Source organism: Streptomyces sp. NPDC091371 (assembly GCF_040684275.1).
Taxonomy (GTDB): Bacteria; Actinomycetota; Actinomycetes; order Streptomycetales; family Streptomycetaceae; genus Streptomyces.
This window is the reverse complement of sequence record NZ_JBFBFP010000038.1, coordinates 59,451-76,891: the sequence shown is the minus strand read 5'-3', so window position 1 is coordinate 76,891 and position 17,441 is coordinate 59,451. Positions and strand designations below refer to the sequence as shown.

Genomic DNA, 17,441 nt, shown 5'->3' with positions numbered 1-17,441 from the left:
GGAAGCTAAGCCTTTCAGCGCCGATGGTACTGCAGGGGGGACCCTGTGGGAGAGTAGGACGCCGCCGAACAATCATTGTGGGAAAGCCCCGCACCTTCTGGTGCGGGGCTTTTCTGCGTTATGGGCCAATTCCGTGCCGACTGTCCCGTGCAGGGGCCAGGACAGGTCAGGCAGCGTGTGCGGTGAAGCGGACGTAGGTGTCGTCGGCGTCGATGGAGAGGTCGATCTTGGCGTCGAGAGCGCGGGCCAGGGCGTGAAGCAGGCCGAGCTTGGGGGAGACGGCCCCGCCCTCGATGTGCTCGACCTCGGTCTCGGACAACCCGGCGAGCTGCGCCAGCTCGCTTGGGGAGAGGCCGAGCGCGGTGCGCCGATCGTAGACTGCCTGTCCCAGCGCGATCGCGGCTCCTGCTTCGATGTACGCCGCGTCCGCACGGTGGGCGTCAGGCACGTCCCACCGGGTGTGGTAGCCCTTGCTCACGACTGCTCCTCGAAGGCGCGGTGGTAGGTATCGTCGGCGGCTGAGTGCTCGGACTCGCATTCCTTCTGCTTCCAGAGAGCCCGTTGCACTTGGGACTCCTCCCGCATGCGGGACTTGCGGAAGACCGTCAGGAACACGATACGGCGGCCGGGCGCCAGCCAGTACGTAATGCGAACCGCCTCCGTGCCGAGGACGAAGCGGAGCTCGCGGACAGGGCCGTCGAGGTGCCGCGAGTAGGGCTCGCCCAGCGTGGTGGGGGAGCCTAAGACACGGTCGGCGTGGCGTTCCACGGCGCGATAGTGGGCCACGGGGAGCGCGTCCAACCATTCGCGGACCTCTGGTTCGATCTCCATGATCCAGCGTTCGGTCACGGGCGCAGCCTAGGGCGAGGCAGCGACCGGGGAATGCGCGATCACGGGACATCACCGGGAAGGGTGAAGCAGGGCCGGGCCTCGGCCGCATGAGTCTGCTGATCCTCTCATCGGCGGCGTCGAGGCCGTCTGGCCTGTGCGCGCTCGTAGGGTTGGGGTATGGGCTACGACCTCGTCATCTTCGACAACGACGGCGTGCTGGTGGACAGCGAGCCGCTCGCCAACGGCATCCTCGCCGAGTACCTCACCGAGCTGGGGCACCCGACCACCTATGAGGATTCGCTCCGCGACTACATGGGGTCCGCCGTGCACCGGGTGCACGACCTCGTCATGGAGCGGACCGGGGCGCGGCTGCCGGACGACTTCGAGGAGCAGCTGAACGCGCGGACCTTCGCCGCGTTCGAGCGGGAGCTGAGGGCCGTGCCCGGGGTGGAGGAGGTACTCGGGGCGCTGACCGCCGGTGGGGTGGGGTACTGCCTGGCTTCCTCCGCGAGCCACGAGCGGATCCGGGTCGGGCATCGGGCGGCCGGGCTCGACGGGTGGTTCGAGGAGGAGTGGATCTTCAGCTCGCAGGACGTGGGCAAGGGGAAGCCGGCTCCGGATCTGTTCCTGCACGCGGCGCGGTCCATGGGTGTGGAGCCCTCGCGGTGTGTCGTCATCGAGGACAGCCCGCTCGGCATCCAGGCAGCCGTGGCCGCGGGGATGGACGTGTTCGCCTTCACCGCGATGCTGCCCGCCGACCAGCTGCCCGGGGCCACCGGGCACTTCGGGGACATGAAGCAGCTCACCGGGCTGCTGGGGCTGGAAGCCGGACTGGGTATGTGATCTCTCTACCCACGGGTAGCCGCGGGGCCTACGCTGTGCCGCCATGACGGCAATGGCAGATGTGCGGCTGCGGCACGGGCGCGGTGCGCTGGGGTTCAGCTTCTTCGTGCAGGGCGTCACCTTCGCGCTGCTCGTGACCCGGATCCCGGCCATTCAGGACCGGTACGGGATATCCGACGCGCTGCTGCCCGCCTTCCTGGCCGCCGTGCCGGTCCTGGCGGGCGTGGCGAGCGTTGCCACCGAGCACCTCGTGAAGCGGGTCCCGCCCAGCGCGGTGCTGCGGTGGTCGCAGCCGCTGGTGCTGTTGTCGCTGCTGGGGGTCGGGGCCGGCAGCCAGATGTGGCACGTGGCGGTGGCGCTGGGAGCGTTCGGGCTGTCGGTGGGTGCGCTGGACGCCTCCATGAACATGCTCGGCGTGAGCCTCCAGCGGGCGTACGGGCGCAGCATCATGCTCGGCTTCCACGCCGCGTACAGCCTGGGCGGGATCGTGGGGGCGTCGGCCGCCTGGGCCGGGGCGCACTGGCAGCTTGGGTTGTTCGAGAGCTATCTGCCGGCCGTGGTCGTGCTGCTGCCCCTGGTGTTGGTGGGGAGCCGGTTCTATGTCGACCAGCGTGGTCGTGGGGTGGAGGCGGAGAAGGGGTTGGGGGCCGGGGGGTTCAAGCTGCTGCTGCCGCTGTGCCTGGTGATGGCGTGCGCGTACATCGGCGACTCGACCGTCGCGAACTGGAGTGCCAAGTACCTCCAGGACGTGCTGGGGAGTTCGGAGCAGCTGGCGACCGTCCCCTACAACGTCTACATGGTGACCACGCTCATCGGGCGGGCCGTCGGGGACCTGGGGGTGCGGCGGTTCGGGGCCGTCGCCGTCGTGAGGGGTGGGACGGTGGTGGCCGCCGCCGGGTTCGCCGTCGTCGCCGCCGCGCCGGGGGCGTGGGTGGGGATGCTCGGCTTCACGCTGCTGGGGATCGGGTTGTGCGTGATCGTGCCGCAGACCTTCGCCGCGGCGGGGAGGCTGTTCCCGGGGGCGGCGTCCGATACGGCGATCGCCAGGCTGAACATCTTCAACTACGTGGGGTTCCTGATCGGGTCGCCGCTCGTCGGGGGCATCGGGGACGCCTGGAGCTACCGGGGCGCGATGCTCGTGCCGATGGTCCTGGTCCTGATCACGCTGGTCTACGCCCGCTCGTTCGGACCGGTGGAGGCCCGATACGGTGTCGGGCATGAGCGGCGAGCCGGTGACTGGGCTGTTGATGTGGGACGAGGCGGTAACGAAGTATGACTTCGGGCCCAGCCATCCGATGGATCCGGTGCGTCTGGCACTGACCATGGGGCTGGTCCGTGCCTTCGGGCTGGACCGGGCGATGGAGGTACGGTCGGCCCGCGCGGCCGGGGACTCCACGCTGCGGCTCGTCCACCGGGAGGACTACGTCGCCGCGGTGCGGGAGGTGTCGGCCGACCCCGGGGTCGCGGACGGCTCGTACGGGCTGGGGACCGCGGACGATCCGGCCTTCCACGGGATGCACGAGGCGTCCGCGCTGATCGCCGGGCAGTCCGTGGCGGGCGCGGAGGCGATCTGGCGCGGGGAGGCGGAACACGCCGTGAACTTCGCCGGCGGGCTGCACCACGCGATGCCGGGCGGGGCCGCGGGGTTCTGCGTGTACAACGACGCTGCGCTGGCCATCGCGCGGCTGCTGGAGCTGGGGGCCGAGCGGGTCGCGTACGTGGATGTGGACGTGCACCACGGGGACGGGGTGCAGGCCGCCTTCTGGGACGACCCGCGCGTGCTGACGGTTTCGCTGCACGAGCACCCGCGTACGTTGTTCCCGCAGACCGGGTGGCCGGAGGAGACGGGCGGGCCGGCGGCGGAGGGTTCGGCGGTGAATGTTGCCCTGCCGGCCGGGACGGGGGACGAGGGGTGGCTGCGGGCCTTCCACGCGGTGGTGCCGGAGGTGCTGGGGGATTTCCGGCCGCAGGTGCTGGTGACGCAGCACGGGGCGGACACGCACTTCGAGGACCCGCTGGCGCACCTGGCGGTGTCGCTGGACGCGCAGCGGGCGGTGCAGGAGGCGTGTCACGAGCTGGCGCACGAGTACGCGGGCGGGCGGTGGCTGGCGTTGGGCGGTGGCGGGTACGCGGTGGTGGACGTCGTACCGAGGTCGTGGACGCACCTGGTGGGGATCGCCGCGCACCGGCCGGTGGAGCCGGAGACGGCGGTGCCGGCGTCTTGGCGCGACGAGGTGTACGCGCGGACGCGGCAGTTGGCGCCGGGGCGGATGACGGACGGGCGGAGCCCGGTGTCCTGGCGGGAGTGGGATGCGGGGTATGACCCGGCGGACCGGACGGATCAGGCGGTGCTGGCCACTCGGCGGGCGGTGTTTCCGCTGCGGGGGATGCTGACCTGAGGCGGAGCCCTGCGGGGGCTTGTCCCCTACCCGCCCTTCCACCGTTCCCTGGGGCTCCGCCCCAGACCCCGCGCCTCAAACGCCGGCGGGGCTGGATTCGCCTCGGGTTACGCCAAGTGTGGGGGTGTTTTCGGGAATTGGTGCTCCGTCAGGTGGGGTGCGGGAGCATCGGAGGGTGTTGAGCACCGGCGCGTTGCGTGCGCATTTGCTGGCCGCCCGGTTGGCCGGGCCCGTCGCCACCTCGCGGGAGGAGAGCCTGCGCAGCTACCGGCTGTTCGCGGCGCGGGATCCGCGGGTGCTGCTGGGGCTGGATCCCGAGTGGGGCTGGGGCGAGGGTGATCTGCTGAGGCTGATGGCGGACAAGTGCGGGGTGTCGTCCGATCCCGCGCACGTCAGCGGGCCGGATGTGATCGACCCGGAGCGGACGGTGGTGGCGCTGGACGCGTTCGCGGGGCGGTTGCGGGCGGTGGCCGAGGCAGGGGCGCCCGTGATGTTCGGGACGGGGCATCCGCATCGGCTGCTGGGGTTCTACGCCTCTTTGGCCGAGGCGATGTCGGCGGCGGGATGTGTTGTCCTCACCCCGGCGCAGGGGGTGAGTGTCGACATGGCGACCCGGTTCGGCGTACGTACGTACAGCCTCGATTACGTACGGGGGGTCGCGCTGGTGCGGGAACCCGGCGTGCGGTCGTCGGGGAGTGTGACCGGCGCGCACACCCATTCGCCGCTGCCGGTTCGGATCGCGCTGGGGGCCCTGGCGGAGGCCGGCGGGCCGCTGCCGGGGCTGGTGGTCGGCGATCACGGGTGGGTCTGCGGCGCAGGTCAGCTCGGTGTGGAGGCGATCGGGCTGGCCGATACCGATGATCCTGCGCTGTTCGTGGGGGAGGCCGAGGGGCGGGTCTCGGTGGCCGTTCCGCTTGATGACGCGGTGCGTGCGGACTACTACCGGCCGCTTACGCGCTATGTGCTCAATCGGGCGAGTCTGTCGGGTCGGAAGGAGTGGACGTAGCTCCTCTTCCCCACTCGTATCACACGCCCCTACTCTGGGAGTGAGCGTGCGACGACGAGGAGTAACCGGAGGGGAAGCCGGTGCCCGTCATGCGCGGAAGGTCAAGGTGTGTCATGGCTGCTGGCGAGAGGCCTCTCAGTGAGGTTCAGTTCCTGACCGTGGCGGAGGTCGCCTCGGTGATGCGAGTGTCGAAGATGACCGTGTACCGCCTGGTGCACAACGGTCATCTGCCCGCAATCCGGGTGGGCCGGTCCTTCCGGGTCCCCGAAAACGCGGTGCACGAATACCTCCGAGAGTCCTATGTGGGGGTGGAGTCGGCCTGAGAGTGACCCCGGCGCGCCCTCGGATTACAAGCTCAGAGCTCGGGACGGTAGGCTAGGCCGACGTAGGTCGTGTGGGCCCCGACGCCCCGCACCGAATGAAGAGAAGTGAGCGAGGGTAGTCGTGGGCTCTGTTATCAAGAAGCGGCGCAAGCGGATGGCTAAGAAGAAGCACCGCAAGCTGCTCAAGCGCACCCGCGTCCAGCGTCGTAACAAGAAGTAAACGGCAGCTGTACGTGTTCTCCGCAGCCCCTCCACCATCCTGGTGGGGGGGCTGCGGTGCAGCCGGAGACGGTTGTTCCGATCTAGGGAGGCGCTGAGCTCGTGGGGAAGGTCGTACTCGTCACCGGGGCTGCCCGGCAGCTGGGGGGCCGCTTCGTGCGCCGGATCCAGCGTGACCCGGACGTCGAGCGGGTGATCGCCGTGGACGCGGTGGAGCCGCCGCACCGGCTGGGATCGGCCGAGTTCGTCCGTACGGACATCAGGCAGTCGGCGATCGCCCGTGTGCTGGCCGAGCACGCCGTGGACACCGTGGTGCACCTGGCGGTCACCGGGGGCGCCGGGGGGAGCGGCGGCGGGCACAGCGCCGTCAAGGAAACGAACGTCATCGGGACGATGCAGCTCCTCGGGGCCTGCCAGAAGTCCCCGACGGTGCGGCGGCTGGTGGTGAAGTCCAGTACGAGCGTGTACGGGGGCACCTCCCGGGACCCGGCCGTCTTCACCGAGACCACGCAGCCGAAGTCGCTGCCGACGGGCGGGTTCGCGAAGGACGCCTCGGAGGTCGAGGGGTACGTACGGGGCTTCGCGCGCAGGCGGCCGGACGTCGCGGTGTGCGTGCTGCGGTTCGCGAACATCCTGGGGCCGTTCGCGGACTCGGCGCTCGCCGAGTACTTCTCGATGCCGGTGATGCCGACGGTGCTGGGCTACGACCCGCGGCTGCAGTTCGTCCACGAGGACGACGTGCTGGAGGTGTTGGGGCTGGCGGCGCGGGAGCCGCGGCGGGGCACCCTGAACAGCGGGACCTTCAACATCGCGGGTGACGGCGTCCTGTTGCTGTCGCAGTGCTCGCGGCGGCTGGGCCGGCCGACGGTGCCGCTGCTGCTGCCCGCGGTGACGTGGGTCGGGCAGGCGCTGCGGGCGGTCGGGGTCACCGACTTCTCGCCGGAGCAGATCAGGCTCCTCACGCACGGCCGGGTCGTGGAGACCGCGCAGATGCGGGACGTGCTCGGTTTTGCGCCGATGTACACGACCGCCGAGACCTTCGCGGACTTCGCGCGCAGCCGGGGCGGCGGGCTGCTGCCGCCGGAGCGGGTCGGGCGGGCCGTGGACCGGGTCGCGGCCATGCTGGATGCAGACGTCGAAGCGGAAGCGGTTGAAGGAGCGAAGCGATAGTGGCGGACGCCAAGGTCATTCCGTTCGACGAGGACCGGCCGCGCCGGCGGGCGCCGGGACGCCGGGCGCCGGGACGCCGGGTGCGGGCGGTGCCCGAGCCGGAGCCCCAGCCCGAGGTTTTGGAGCCGGCGGCTCCACCGCCGGCGCCCGCGGGTGACGGCTGGGACAAGCGGATCGCCGGGGGGCTGGCGTTCCTGCGGCGCCGGATCACCGGGGACTACGAGGTCGACGAGTTCGGCTACGACAAGGAGCTGACGGACCAGGTCCTGATGTCCCTGATCCGGCCGCTGTACGACAAGTACTTCCGGGTCGAGGTCAAGGGCATCGAGAACATCCCGAAGGAGGGTGGTGCGCTGATCGTGGCGAACCACTCGGGGACGCTGCCGCTGGACGGGCTGATGATGCAGGTGGCGGTCCACGACCACCACCCGGCGCAGCGGCACCTGCGGCTGCTGGCGGCGGACCTGGTGTTCATGCTGCCCGTGGTGAACGAGCTGGCGCGGAAGGCCGGGCACACGCTGGCGTGCGCGGAGGACGCGCAGCGGCTGCTGGAGGCCGGGGAACTGGTCGGGGTCATGCCGGAGGGCTTCAAGGGGATAGGGAAGCCGTTCGGAGACCGGTACAAGCTCCAGCGGTTCGGGCGCGGCGGGTTCGTCTCGACGGCGCTGCGGGCGGGGACGCCGATCGTGCCGTGTTCGATCGTGGGGGCGGAGGAGATCTACCCGATGATCGGCAACGCGAAGACGCTGGCGCGGCTGCTGGGGATCCCGTACTTCCCGATCACGCCGACGTTCCCCTGGCTGGGGCCGCTGGGGGCGGTGCCGTTGCCGACGAAGTGGACGATCCAGTTCGGAGAACCGATTCCGACGGCCGGGTATGCGGCGGAGGCGGCCGAGGATCCGATGCTGATGTTCAACCTGACGGATCAGGTGCGGGAGCAGATTCAGCACACGCTGTACAAGCTGCTGGTGCAGCGACGGTCTGTCTTTTTCTGACCGTTGAGTGCCGGGGCTCTGCCCCGGACCCCGCTCCTCAAACGCCGGAGGGGCTGGGTTGCCGCTGCGCGGCAACCCCGCCCCTCCGGCTCCTTCTACTCCGCGTCCTCCGAGTTGATCCCCAGGCCCGGGAGGAGGCCCGGGAGGAGGGGTGGGAGGGTGATGTCCGGCTTCGTCTCGGACGGGGTGCCCGAGGCGGGTGGGGTGGACTGGCCGGCGGGCGGGTTGAGCAGGTTGCCCGTACCGCCCAGGAGGCCGCCGTCCGCCGGGGGCCGGGTGCTGCCCGACGGGGACGGTGCGGGGCTGCCCGACGGGGTGCCCGGCGCCGGGGCGGAGTGCTGTGCGCCGCCGGGGGTGCCCGGTTTGGCGGAGGCGCCGGACGGGCCGGTGCCTCGCGTCTGCTCCGGGGGCTTGGGGAGCAGGCCCTGGAACGGCGCCACGTCTTCGTCTATGGCCTGGAAGACCGACTCCACCTCCCCGCCCACGTCGCCCAGCTGCGGCGGGAGCTTGTCCCGGAGCTTGCCCCACGCGTCGCGGTGGGCGCGGGAGAAGGACGACAGCGCCTGGATCGGGGCGAGCGAGCCGTCCCGGTCGTGGGCGGCCTGGAGGAGCCGGTGGCCCTCCTCGGCGTCGTGCTTCATGCCCGCGAGGGCTCGGCGGATCGCGCCCAGGGACTCGTGGTCCAGTACGCCCGTCCGGCCGCGCTCCATCAGCCTGCGGGCCTCCGACAGACGGCTCGAGGCCTGGTCGAGATAGAGCTCGCCCCGGTCCGAATCGTCGTCGGCCATGCCCAGCTTCAGGTCCTCCATGCCCCGCTTCACGGGGTAGAGGTGGTCACCGGGCAGGGCGTCGGAACTGGCAGCGGCCACTCCGCTGAAGGCCCCCGCGGCCACACCCACGGTGAGGCCGCCCGCTGCGATGCCCTTGGACCAGCGGGAGCGGGGCCGCAATTTCCGGAGCGGGGTCGCCCGGTGGGCGCCGCGGCCGGTCCGCTGTTCGGGCACCAGAGGGTCCGATGCGGCACCGCCCCCGGCCCTTTCCTCCAGCACCATGGCCTCCATGGCGGCCACGAGCTGGGCCCGCTGCACCACTTTGACCTCGGGGTCCAGCACCGGGCGCGGCATACGTTCGCCGAGCACGCTCGCCAGGGCCAACAACCGGTCGTGGTCGGCAGGTTCGGCAGGTGCCTCGGACTGCTCGGCCGCCGGGTCCGGTTCCGAAAGGTCGGACGGGGTCCGCTCCTCCAGGGCCTGGGCGAAGGCGTTCGCCCGCCGGTGCGGAGTGACGTTCGCGATCACTGGCGGCACCTCCTCTCGTCATGACGATCGACTCCCCAAGGTGTCCGGAAGGTTGCCTTCCTTGAGCACATCCACACTTTCGAGTGAGCGGCTTCGGGCAGGGCGTGTCCACAGGGAGCCTGCATTCCGCACAACGAGCGTCGCGGCACTTGGGTTACGGACGAAGGATGATCGGACCACAGCGTCATCGAGAGGTCACCGAATGTTGTGGAAGTGAGAGTCTCAGCGGGCGTCGTCCGGGAGGAGGCGGGCCAGGGTTCGGACCGCCCGGTACTGGAGCGTCTTGATGGCGCCCTCGTTCTTCCCCATCACCCGGGCCGTCTCGGCGACCGAGAGGCCCTGCAGGAAGCGCAAGGTCACGCACTCCTGCTGCTGCGGATTGAGTTTGCGCACGGCCTCCAGCAGGGCCGCGTTGGAGAGGGACTCCAGGACGGAGTCCTCGGGACTGCGCTCGACCTCGTTCGCGTCGAGCATCTCGCCGGTGGTGACCTCCAGCCGGAAGCGGCTGGACTTGAAGTGGTCGGCCACCAGGTTGCGCGCGATCGTCACGAGCCACGCACCGAAGTCGCGGCCCTGCCAGGTGAAGGTGGAGATGCGGCGCAGCGCGCGCAGGAAGGTCTCGCTGGTGAGATCCTCCGCGGTCGCCTTGCCGCCGACCCGGTAGTAGATGTAGCGGTACACCGTGTCGCTGTACTGGTCGTACAGGCGGCCGAAGGCCTCGGCCTCGCCCGCCTGGGCGCGTTCGACCAGGTCCATCATGCGGGCCTGGTCGCTGTCGGCGGTGGGGCGGCGGGGGGTGGGGGCGGCCTGGGTGCTCGTGCCGGCGGTGCCGTTCGACCCCCCGGCCGCGCGGCCGCGTCTGCCCACCGTCGCTCCGCCGTCCGTCAGGGCGTAGCAAGGACCGGCCGGGCCGAAGCCGGCAGGGACCGCGGCGGCGAAGGCGGGGACGGCGTACGCGGTGGGGACGAAGCCGCGCAGGTGGTCGAGGACCGTTGCGCGCAGCGTAGCCAGGCCCGAGGCGTCAACCCCGACAGGTGGGTACACGGGACTCCCAGAGGCAGAGCTTCCATCACGTGCAGTGCGGGACCGTTCACCCGTCGTGGCGACAGATGGCCGGTGGCATGCGTTTGAGGAGAATAACGCTTCGTACAGGCGGCGCTACACCCAGTTGCTCAAATCACCGCTTCCGACACTTCTGTTGCGTGTCGAGGGCATATTCAGGCGCAGTTGGTGATCGATTCTTGATCGCTTGGATACGCGGAATGGACGGTTCCAAGGGGGCTCGCGACCGAGTCGGGCAGCGCGGAGTGGCCGGCCGGACAGGGGGGTAGGGCTGGGGGAATGGCCTGGGTCAACGGGCCCGGAACGCACGGGAAGCCGCCCCGCGGGGTGCGGGACGGCTCCGGTGCTGGCGGCGGTGGGTGGAAGGGTTCGCCGGGCTACTTGCGGCGGCGGTGCAGGGCGATGGCGGCGGCCGCGCCGCCGGCGATCGCGCCGACTCCGGCGGCGGCCGGGACGCCGACCTTCACGGCCTTGCGGCCGGTCCGATAGTCGCGCAGCCGCCAGTCGTTGGTCCGGGCATGCTTGCGCAGTTTTGTGTCGGGATTGATCGCGTACGGATGCCCGACCAGTGACAGCATCGGGATGTCGTTGTGCGAATCGCTGTACGCGGCGCAGCGGTCGAGGTCCAGGCCCTCGGCGGCGGCCAGCGCGCGGACCGCCTCCGCCTTCGCGGGACCGTGCAGGGGTTCGCCGACGAGGCGGCCGGTGTAGATGCCGTCGACGGATTCGGCGACGGTGCCCAGGGCGCCGGTCAGGCCGAGGCGGCGGGCGATGATCGTGGCCGTCTCCACGGGGGCGGCGGTGACCAGCCACACCTTCTGTCCGGCGTCGAGGTGGGCCTGGGCGAGGGCGCGGGTGCCGGGCCAGATCCGCTCGGCCATGTACTCGTCGTAGATCTCCTCGCCGATGAGCATCAGCTCGGAGACCTTGTGGCCCTTGACGATGGACAGGGCGCTGTCGCGGGCGTCCTGCATGTGCTCGGGGTCCTCGACGCCGGCGAGCCGGAACCAGGCCTGCTGCCAGGCGAAGCGGGCGAGCTCGCGGCGGCGGAAGAACTCGCGCTTGTAGAGGCCGCGGCCGAAGTGGAAGATCGCGGCGCCCTGCATGACGGTGTTGTCGAGGTCGAAGAAGGCGGCGGCGAGGTCGTCGCCGGCGACGGGGAACTCCGCCTCGGCCTCCGCTTCCTCGAGGGCTTCGAGATCGGTGTCGAGGTCGAGGTCGGATTCCGTGAGGTGCGGGGATTCGCCCAGTGCGGACTTGCGGGCGGCCTCGGCCGAGGCCTCGCCTGCCAGTACGCTCCGCGCGGTTGCGGAGCGTCTACGGGGTGTGAGCCATCCGAGAGCGGCCATGTGGCGAGCATAGCCACTGTGTTCGGGAGTTCCCGAACCGATGGGAAACGGAGGCGTTAACACTTCGGGACGGCGCCGCCGAGAATGGAGGCATGAGCCCTTTGTTGCGACGTAAAGAGAAGAAGCGTCCCGGCGAGCGGATGGTGACGCTCATCGGGAAGCCGGGATGCCACCTGTGCGACGACGCCGAGGAGGTCGTCGTGAAGGTGTGCGCCGAGACGGGCGCCCAGTGGGAGAAGAAGGACATCTCGCAGGACGAGGAGCTCTACCGGCTGCACTGGGAGCAGATCCCGGTGGTGTTGGTGGACGGCGAGCAGCACACCTTCTGGCGGGTGAACCCGGACCGGCTGCGTCGGGCATTGGAGGCCTGAGCCGCTTCCCGGTTACCATCGTGGGCGATTTGCGGGGTCTGGGGGCGTATCTGTGAGGAGTGTGTACGGGTTTGCCCCCCTTTGGATTTGAACGGGTTCGGCGCGCCGTTGACGCCGCTCTTATGTGCCGCGGTCGCGTGACCCCGGTCACTTTGGTCGGACAAAATGGACACAATCTTTGTGCACGCGTTCACAAAGGCATAGCCTGCTGTCGACGGGGCGGTCCTGGGACAAGTGGCCGCCTGCAGCCCCGCTCATCCCGCAGGAGCATCGTGGCAACTGGCCGAACTCACCGACCGGCGACCCGCAGCCGAGGTATTCCCGAGGCCACTGTCGCCCGGCTTCCGCTGTACTTGCGTGCCCTCACCGCGCTCTCCGAGCGATCGGTGCCCACGGTGTCCTCCGAAGAGCTCGCGGCCGCCGCCGGAGTCAACTCCGCCAAGCTGCGCAAGGACTTCTCCTACCTGGGTTCCTACGGCACCCGCGGCGTCGGCTACGACGTCGAGTACCTCGTCTACCAGATCTCCCGCGAACTCGGCCTCACTCAGGACTGGCCGGTCGTCATCGTCGGCATCGGCAACCTCGGCGCCGCGCTCGCCAACTACGGCGGTTTCGCGTCCCGCGGCTTCCGCGTGGCCGCGCTGATCGACGCCGACCCCGCGATGGCCGGAAAGCCCGTCGCCGGGATGCCCGTGCAGCACACCGATGACCTGGAGAAGATCATCGAGGAGAACGGCGTCTCGATCGGTGTCATCGCGACGCCGGCCGGTGCGGCCCAGCAGGTCAGCGAGCGGCTGATCGCGGCCGGCGTCACCTCCATCCTGAACTTCGCGCCCACCGTGCTGTCCGTGCCGGACGGCGTGGACGTGCGCAAGGTCGACCTGTCCATCGAGCTCCAGATCCTGGCGTTCCACGAGCAGCGCAAGGCCGGGGAGGAAGCGGCGGCCGCCGCTGCCACCGGCGGCTCCTCCGTGGGCGGCGCCGCACCCGCCGCGGCCGTGGTGCCGCCGGCCGGGCGGGCGGCCGCCGAGGCGCGCGAGGCGCGCAAGGGCGGACCCGAGGGCGACGTCCCGGCGGTGATGCCGGCATGAGTCTGCTCGTCGTAGGACTGAGCCACCGCAGCGCGCCCGTGAGCGTGCTGGAGCGCGCCTCGCTGTCTGCCGACGCGAAGGTGAAGCTGCTGCACGACACGCTGGCCGCGGAGCCGGCGGCGGAGGCGGCGGTGCTCGCCACGTGCAACCGGATCGAGCTGTACGCCGACGTGGACAAGTTCCACGCCGGCGTCGCCGAGCTGTCCACGCTGCTGGCGCAGCACAGCGGTGTCGCGCTGGAGGAACTCACTCCGTACCTGTACGTGCACTACGAGGACCGGGCGGTGCACCACCTGTTCTCGGTGGCGTGCGGGCTGGACTCGATGGTGGTCGGCGAGGGCCAGATCCTCGGGCAGATCAAGGACGCGCTGGCGCTGGGGCAGGAGCTCCACACGGCGGGGCGTCTGATCAACGATCTTTTCCAGCAGGCGCTGCGGGTCGGCAAGCGGGCGCACTCGGAGACCGGGATCGACCGGGCCGGGCAGTCGCTGGTCACCTTCGGGCTGGAGCAGCTGGCCGTGCGGGTGCCGGTGGCCGAGTGGGCCGCGGGCAAGCGGGCGCTGGTGATCGGCGCCGGGTCGATGTCCTCGCTGGCCGCGGCGACGCTGGCGCGGGTGGGGGTGGCCGAGGTCGTGGTGGCCAACCGGACCGCCGAGCGGGCGGAGCGGTTGGCGGAGATTCTGGTTGCCTCGGGCACCGGCGTGAAGGCTGCGGCCGTTGCGATGTCCGCCGTCGCGGATGAGCTGACACGAGTCGACGTCGTGGTGTCCTGCACCGGGGCCACTGGGCTGGTGCTGACCGCCGATGACGTGCTCGCCGCCGTGTCCCGGGGCGCTGCCCCAGACCCCGCTCCTCAAACGCCGGAGGGGCTGGATTTGGCCCCCGCCGTCGGTTCACTGCAGGGGCTGGACTTGGCTCCCGCAGGAGATTCGGCTTCCGGGCAGGAGGCGGCTCCCGCCGGACCGGACCCCGAGGTCGTGGCCAAGCTGGTTGCCGCCGCCGAGGCCGGAGGCCGGCTGGCTGACGCCGGGGCCGTGCGGACCTTCGCCGCCGCGCCGGAGGCCGACGGGTGTCCCGTTGGGCTCGACGCGCCGGCCGGGGATCCCGCACGTACCGCCGGTGGGCGAGTGGCGTTGACCGGGGTCGACGCCAACTCGCTCGAGCTGCACGGGACCTGGGCCGATCAGGGGGAGGCCGCCGCGCAGCGGCAGCCCCGCAAGAGCGCTCGCAGCCAGGCCGACGGGATGCCCGTACGGCTCGCGCTGCTGGACCTGGCCATGCCCAGGGACATCGATGCCGCCGTGCATCGGATTCCCGGCGTGCGGCTCGTCGACATCGAGAGCCTTGCCGAGGCTTCCGCGGACGCGCCGATGGCGGCCGACGTGGACGCCGTGCGCGGGATAGTGGCCGAGGAAGTCGCCGCCTTCGGTGCGGCGCAGCGGGCCGCGCACATCACGCCCACCGTCGTCGCCCTGCGCGCCATGGCGGCCGAAGTCGTGGCCATGGAGGTGGCGCGGCTCGACGGGCGGGTGCCCGATCTCGACGAGCGGCAGCGTGCCGAGGTCACCCAGACCGTGCGCCGCGTCGTCGACAAGCTCCTCCACGCGCCGACCGTGCGCGTCAAGCAGCTCGCGAGCGAGCCCGGCGGCGCCGGGTACGCCGAGGCGCTGCGCGAACTCTTCGACCTCGACCCTCAGACGGTGGCATCCGTCAGCCGGGCGGACGCGGCCGATCCGAAGAACGACGACGACCCAGGACGGGCATCATGAACACACGTCCCGACCAGCCGCTGCGGCTCGGTACGCGGCGGAGCAAGCTGGCCATGTCCCAGTCGGGCCACGTCGCCGACGCGGTACGGGCGATCACCGGCCGTCCCGTCGAGCTCGTGGAGATCACGACGTACGGCGACGTCTCGCGCGAGCACCTCGCGCAGATCGGCGGTACGGGCGTGTTCGTCACCGCCCTGCGCGACGCGCTGCTGCGCGGCGAGGTCGACTTCGCCGTGCACTCGCTGAAGGACCTGCCGACCGCCCAGCCCGACGACCTCGTGATCGCGGCCATGCCGCTGCGCGAGGACGCGCGGGACGCGCTCGTCGCCCGTGACGGCCTGACCTTCGAGCAGCTGCCCGACGGGGCCCGGATCGGTACCGGGTCGCCGCGTCGGACGGCGCAGCTCAACCACCTGGCGCTGGCCCTGGGCAAGCGGATCGAGACGGTGCCGATCCGCGGCAACGTCGACACCCGCATCGGGTTCGTGCGCGCCGGCGAGCTCGACGCCGTCGTGCTGGCCGCCGCCGGGCTGAACCGGATCGGGCGCGGTGACGAAGCGACCGACCTGCTGTCCGTCGACAGCGTCCTGCCCGCCCCCGGCCAGGGAGCCCTGGCCGTGGAGTGCCTCGCGTCCGATACGGACCTCATCGCCGCGCTCGCGCAGCTCGACGACCCGCACACGCGGGCCGCCGTGACCGCGGAGCGTTCCCTGCTCGCCGCCCTGGAGGCCGGGTGCAGCGCACCCGTGGGCGCGTTCGCCGATCTGCTGGCGGATGGGGAGATTGTCAATGAAATGCGCCTGCGCGGCGTCGTCGGAACCCTCGACGGCTCGACGCTGGTGCAGCTGTCCACCACCGGTCCCGTGCCCCAGTCGTACGACGAGGCCATGGCGCTCGGCCGCGAACTCGCGGACGAGATGCTGGCCAAGGGCGCGGCCGGTCTGATGGGGGAGCGACCGTGAGCCCCACAAGTCTGAACACCTCCGCTTTTGCGGGCGTCGCCGCCCACGGGCACGTCACCTTCCTCGGTGCCGGCCCGGGCGACCCAGGTCTGCTGACGCTGCGCGCCGTGGAGGCGCTCGCGGCGGCGGACGTGCTGATCGCGGAGCCCGAGGTGCTCGACGTCGTACGGACGCATGCGCGCACGGGTGTCGACACGCCGCAGCTGACGATCGCTGACGAAGCGTCAGCGGCCGCCGGGGTCCCGGTGATCCGCGATGCCGCCAATCTTGTCATGGAGGCCGCGCGCTCCGGCAGGCGGGTCGTCCGTGCCGTCACAGGCGACCCCGGGCTCGACGGGAACGCCGCCGAGGAGATGCTCGTCTGCGCCACCGAGGGCATCCCCTTCGAGGTGGTGCCGGGCGTCGCGACCGCGGTGGGCGTGCCCGCGTACGCGGGTGTGCCGCTGAGCAACAAGCAGGGTGCGGACGTCCGGTTCGTGGACGCGCGCAACGCCTCGGCGCGCTGCTGGAGCGAGGTGGGCGCGAGCGACGGGATCCTCGTGGTCTCCGCGACGCTGGAGACGGTCTCGGCCGCCGCCGCCGAGCTGGTGGGCGCCGGGCGCAAGCCCGACACCCCGCTGACGGTGACGGTCGCCGGTACGACGACGCGCCAGCGGACGTGGAGCGCGACCCTGGGGACCATCGCCCAGGTGTTCAAGCAGGGCAAGATCCTCCCCTCCCCGGAGGGTGCCCGGCCCGTCATATGCGTGGTCGGTGAGCACGGCGCCGCCGCGCGGCGCGAGGAGCTGGCCTGGTTCGAGTCGAAGCCGCTGTTCGGCTGGCGGGTCCTCGTACCGCGCACCAAGGAGCAGGCCGCCTCGCTCTCCGACCAGTTGCGTTCGTACGGCGCGGTGCCGCACGAGGTGCCGACCATCGCCGTGGAGCCGCCGCGCACCCCGCAGCAGATGGAGCGGGCGGTCAAGGGCCTGGTGACGGGCCGCTACGAGTGGATCGCGTTCACCTCGGTCAACGCCGTGAAGGCGGTCCGGGAGAAGTTCGAGGAGTACGGGCTCGACGCGCGTGCCTTCGCGGGCATCAAGGTGGCCGCGGTGGGCGAGCAGACCGCCGCCGCGCTCGTGGAGTTCGGCGTGAAGCCGGACCTGGTGCCGAGCGGTGAGCAGTCCGCGGCCGGGCTGCTGGAGGACTGGCCGCCGTACGACCCGGTCTTCGACCCGATCGACCGCGTCTTCCTGCCGCGCGCCGACATCGCGACCGAGACGCTGGTCGCCGGGCTGATCGAGCTCGGGTGGGAGGTCGACGACGTCACCGCCTACCGGACCGTGCGCGCGTCGCCGCCGCCGGCGGACACCCGTGAGGCGATCAAGGGCGGCGGCTTCGACGCCGTTCTCTTCACGTCGTCCTCGACGGTGCGCAACCTGGTGGGCATCGCCGGGAAGCCGCACAACGTCACCGTGATCGCGTGTATCGGGCCGGCGACGGCCAAGACCGCGGAGGAGCACGGGCTGCGGGTCGACGTCCTGTCGCCGGAGCCGAGCGTGAGCAAGCTGGCGGAGGCGCTCGCCGAGTACGGCGCGGCGCGCCGCGAGGCGGCCAAGGAGGCCGGCGAGACGGTGTTCCGGCCGAGCGAGCGCCGGCCGGGTGCGCGGCGTCGTCGTACGACGTGAGCGGCTTAAGCGGGCCGGCCGCCTGCGGTCGGGTACGGGAAGGGGCCTGGTGCGATCGCACCAGGCCCCTTCCCGTACCCAGGCGGGAT

The 17,441-nt window shown here is 71.3% G+C and carries 18 protein-coding genes; 13 read left to right on the top strand and 5 right to left on the bottom strand.

Annotated features, from left to right (window positions below; genetic code table 11):
• Positions 1-166: 166 nt before the first annotated feature.
• Both AB0O21_RS30665 and AB0O21_RS30660 read right to left on the bottom strand, forming a co-directional pair.
• On the bottom strand, positions 167-478 hold the full coding sequence (locus AB0O21_RS30665) for a helix-turn-helix transcriptional regulator (protein ID WP_365176113.1): 312 nt from the start codon (positions 476-478) through the stop codon (positions 167-169).
• A complete protein-coding gene (locus AB0O21_RS30660; protein ID WP_365176111.1) occupies positions 475-849 on the bottom strand; it encodes a type II toxin-antitoxin system RelE/ParE family toxin in 375 nt (124 codons plus the stop codon). The genes AB0O21_RS30665 and AB0O21_RS30660 overlap by 4 nt, the downstream gene beginning before the upstream one ends.
• A gap of 159 nt (positions 850-1,008) precedes the next feature.
• Here AB0O21_RS30660 and AB0O21_RS30655 point away from each other — a divergent pair, with 159 nt between their 5' ends.
• The 8 genes from AB0O21_RS30655 (at position 1,009) to AB0O21_RS30620 (ending at position 7,786) form a co-directional block, all read left to right on the top strand.
• Positions 1,009-1,674, top strand: coding sequence for an HAD family hydrolase (locus AB0O21_RS30655; RefSeq protein ID WP_365176109.1), 666 nt, complete (start codon positions 1,009-1,011; stop codon positions 1,672-1,674).
• Between the two features lie 52 nt (positions 1,675-1,726).
• The gene (locus AB0O21_RS30650) at positions 1,727-2,950 is read left to right on the top strand and encodes an MFS transporter (RefSeq protein ID WP_365176123.1); all 1,224 of its coding nucleotides are present in this window, start codon (positions 1,727-1,729) and stop codon (positions 2,948-2,950) included.
• On the top strand, positions 2,922-4,073 hold the full coding sequence (locus tag AB0O21_RS30645) for an acetoin utilization protein AcuC (protein ID WP_365176121.1): 1,152 nt from the start codon (positions 2,922-2,924) through the stop codon (positions 4,071-4,073). The genes AB0O21_RS30650 and AB0O21_RS30645 overlap by 29 nt, the downstream gene beginning before the upstream one ends.
• Before the next feature lie 175 nt (positions 4,074-4,248).
• On the top strand, positions 4,249-5,079 hold the full coding sequence (locus AB0O21_RS30640; RefSeq protein WP_365176107.1) for a phosphatase: 831 nt from the start codon (positions 4,249-4,251) through the stop codon (positions 5,077-5,079).
• A gap of 113 nt (positions 5,080-5,192) precedes the next feature.
• Positions 5,193-5,402 (top strand): helix-turn-helix domain-containing protein, encoded by a 210-nt coding sequence (locus AB0O21_RS30635; protein ID WP_008738568.1) that lies wholly within the window; start codon positions 5,193-5,195, stop codon positions 5,400-5,402.
• A gap of 121 nt (positions 5,403-5,523) precedes the next feature.
• On the top strand, positions 5,524-5,622 hold the full coding sequence (locus AB0O21_RS30630) for an AURKAIP1/COX24 domain-containing protein (protein WP_003948845.1): 99 nt from the start codon (positions 5,524-5,526) through the stop codon (positions 5,620-5,622).
• Between the two features lie 101 nt (positions 5,623-5,723).
• On the top strand, positions 5,724-6,791 hold the full coding sequence (locus AB0O21_RS30625; RefSeq protein ID WP_365176105.1) for an NAD-dependent epimerase/dehydratase family protein: 1,068 nt from the start codon (positions 5,724-5,726) through the stop codon (positions 6,789-6,791).
• Positions 6,791-7,786: a lysophospholipid acyltransferase family protein gene (locus AB0O21_RS30620; protein WP_365176104.1), complete on the top strand. Its 996-nt coding sequence runs from the start codon at positions 6,791-6,793 to the stop codon at positions 7,784-7,786. The genes AB0O21_RS30625 and AB0O21_RS30620 overlap by 1 nt, the downstream gene beginning before the upstream one ends.
• Positions 7,787-7,881: 95 nt before the next feature.
• On the opposite strand, the gene AB0O21_RS30615 is transcribed toward AB0O21_RS30620, so the two are convergent.
• The 3 genes from AB0O21_RS30615 to AB0O21_RS30605 all read right to left on the bottom strand — a co-directional run bounded on the left by AB0O21_RS30615 (position 7,882) and on the right by AB0O21_RS30605 (position 11,495).
• Positions 7,882-9,084: a DUF5667 domain-containing protein gene (locus tag AB0O21_RS30615; protein ID WP_365176103.1), complete on the bottom strand. Its 1,203-nt coding sequence runs from the start codon at positions 9,082-9,084 to the stop codon at positions 7,882-7,884.
• Between the two features lie 222 nt (positions 9,085-9,306).
• Entirely contained in the window at positions 9,307-10,128 is an 822-nt protein-coding gene (locus AB0O21_RS30610; protein WP_365176102.1) for an ECF subfamily RNA polymerase sigma factor, BldN family, read from the bottom strand.
• A gap of 395 nt (positions 10,129-10,523) precedes the next feature.
• Complete coding sequence (locus AB0O21_RS30605) at positions 10,524-11,495, bottom strand: HAD-IB family hydrolase (RefSeq protein ID WP_365176101.1); 972 nt, start codon at positions 11,493-11,495, stop codon at positions 10,524-10,526.
• A gap of 92 nt (positions 11,496-11,587) precedes the next feature.
• On the opposite strand from AB0O21_RS30605, the gene AB0O21_RS30600 reads away from it, so the two are divergent.
• The 5 genes from AB0O21_RS30600 (at position 11,588) to AB0O21_RS30580 (ending at position 17,352) form a co-directional block, all read left to right on the top strand.
• Positions 11,588-11,866 (top strand): glutaredoxin family protein, encoded by a 279-nt coding sequence (locus tag AB0O21_RS30600; RefSeq protein ID WP_365176100.1) that lies wholly within the window; start codon positions 11,588-11,590, stop codon positions 11,864-11,866.
• A gap of 272 nt (positions 11,867-12,138) precedes the next feature.
• Positions 12,139-12,957, top strand: a complete 819-nt coding sequence (locus tag AB0O21_RS30595) for a redox-sensing transcriptional repressor Rex (RefSeq protein ID WP_365176099.1) — start codon at positions 12,139-12,141, stop codon at positions 12,955-12,957.
• On the top strand, positions 12,954-14,726 hold the full coding sequence (locus AB0O21_RS30590; RefSeq protein WP_365176098.1) for a glutamyl-tRNA reductase: 1,773 nt from the start codon (positions 12,954-12,956) through the stop codon (positions 14,724-14,726). Before AB0O21_RS30595 ends, AB0O21_RS30590 begins: the two co-directional genes overlap by 4 nt.
• Positions 14,723-15,688 (top strand): hydroxymethylbilane synthase, encoded by a 966-nt coding sequence (gene hemC / locus AB0O21_RS30585; RefSeq protein ID WP_365176097.1) that lies wholly within the window; start codon positions 14,723-14,725, stop codon positions 15,686-15,688. Before AB0O21_RS30590 ends, hemC begins: the two co-directional genes overlap by 4 nt.
• Complete coding sequence (locus tag AB0O21_RS30580) at positions 15,685-17,352, top strand: bifunctional uroporphyrinogen-III C-methyltransferase/uroporphyrinogen-III synthase (protein WP_365176096.1); 1,668 nt, start codon at positions 15,685-15,687, stop codon at positions 17,350-17,352. Before hemC ends, AB0O21_RS30580 begins: the two co-directional genes overlap by 4 nt.
• Positions 17,353-17,441 lie beyond the last annotated feature (89 nt).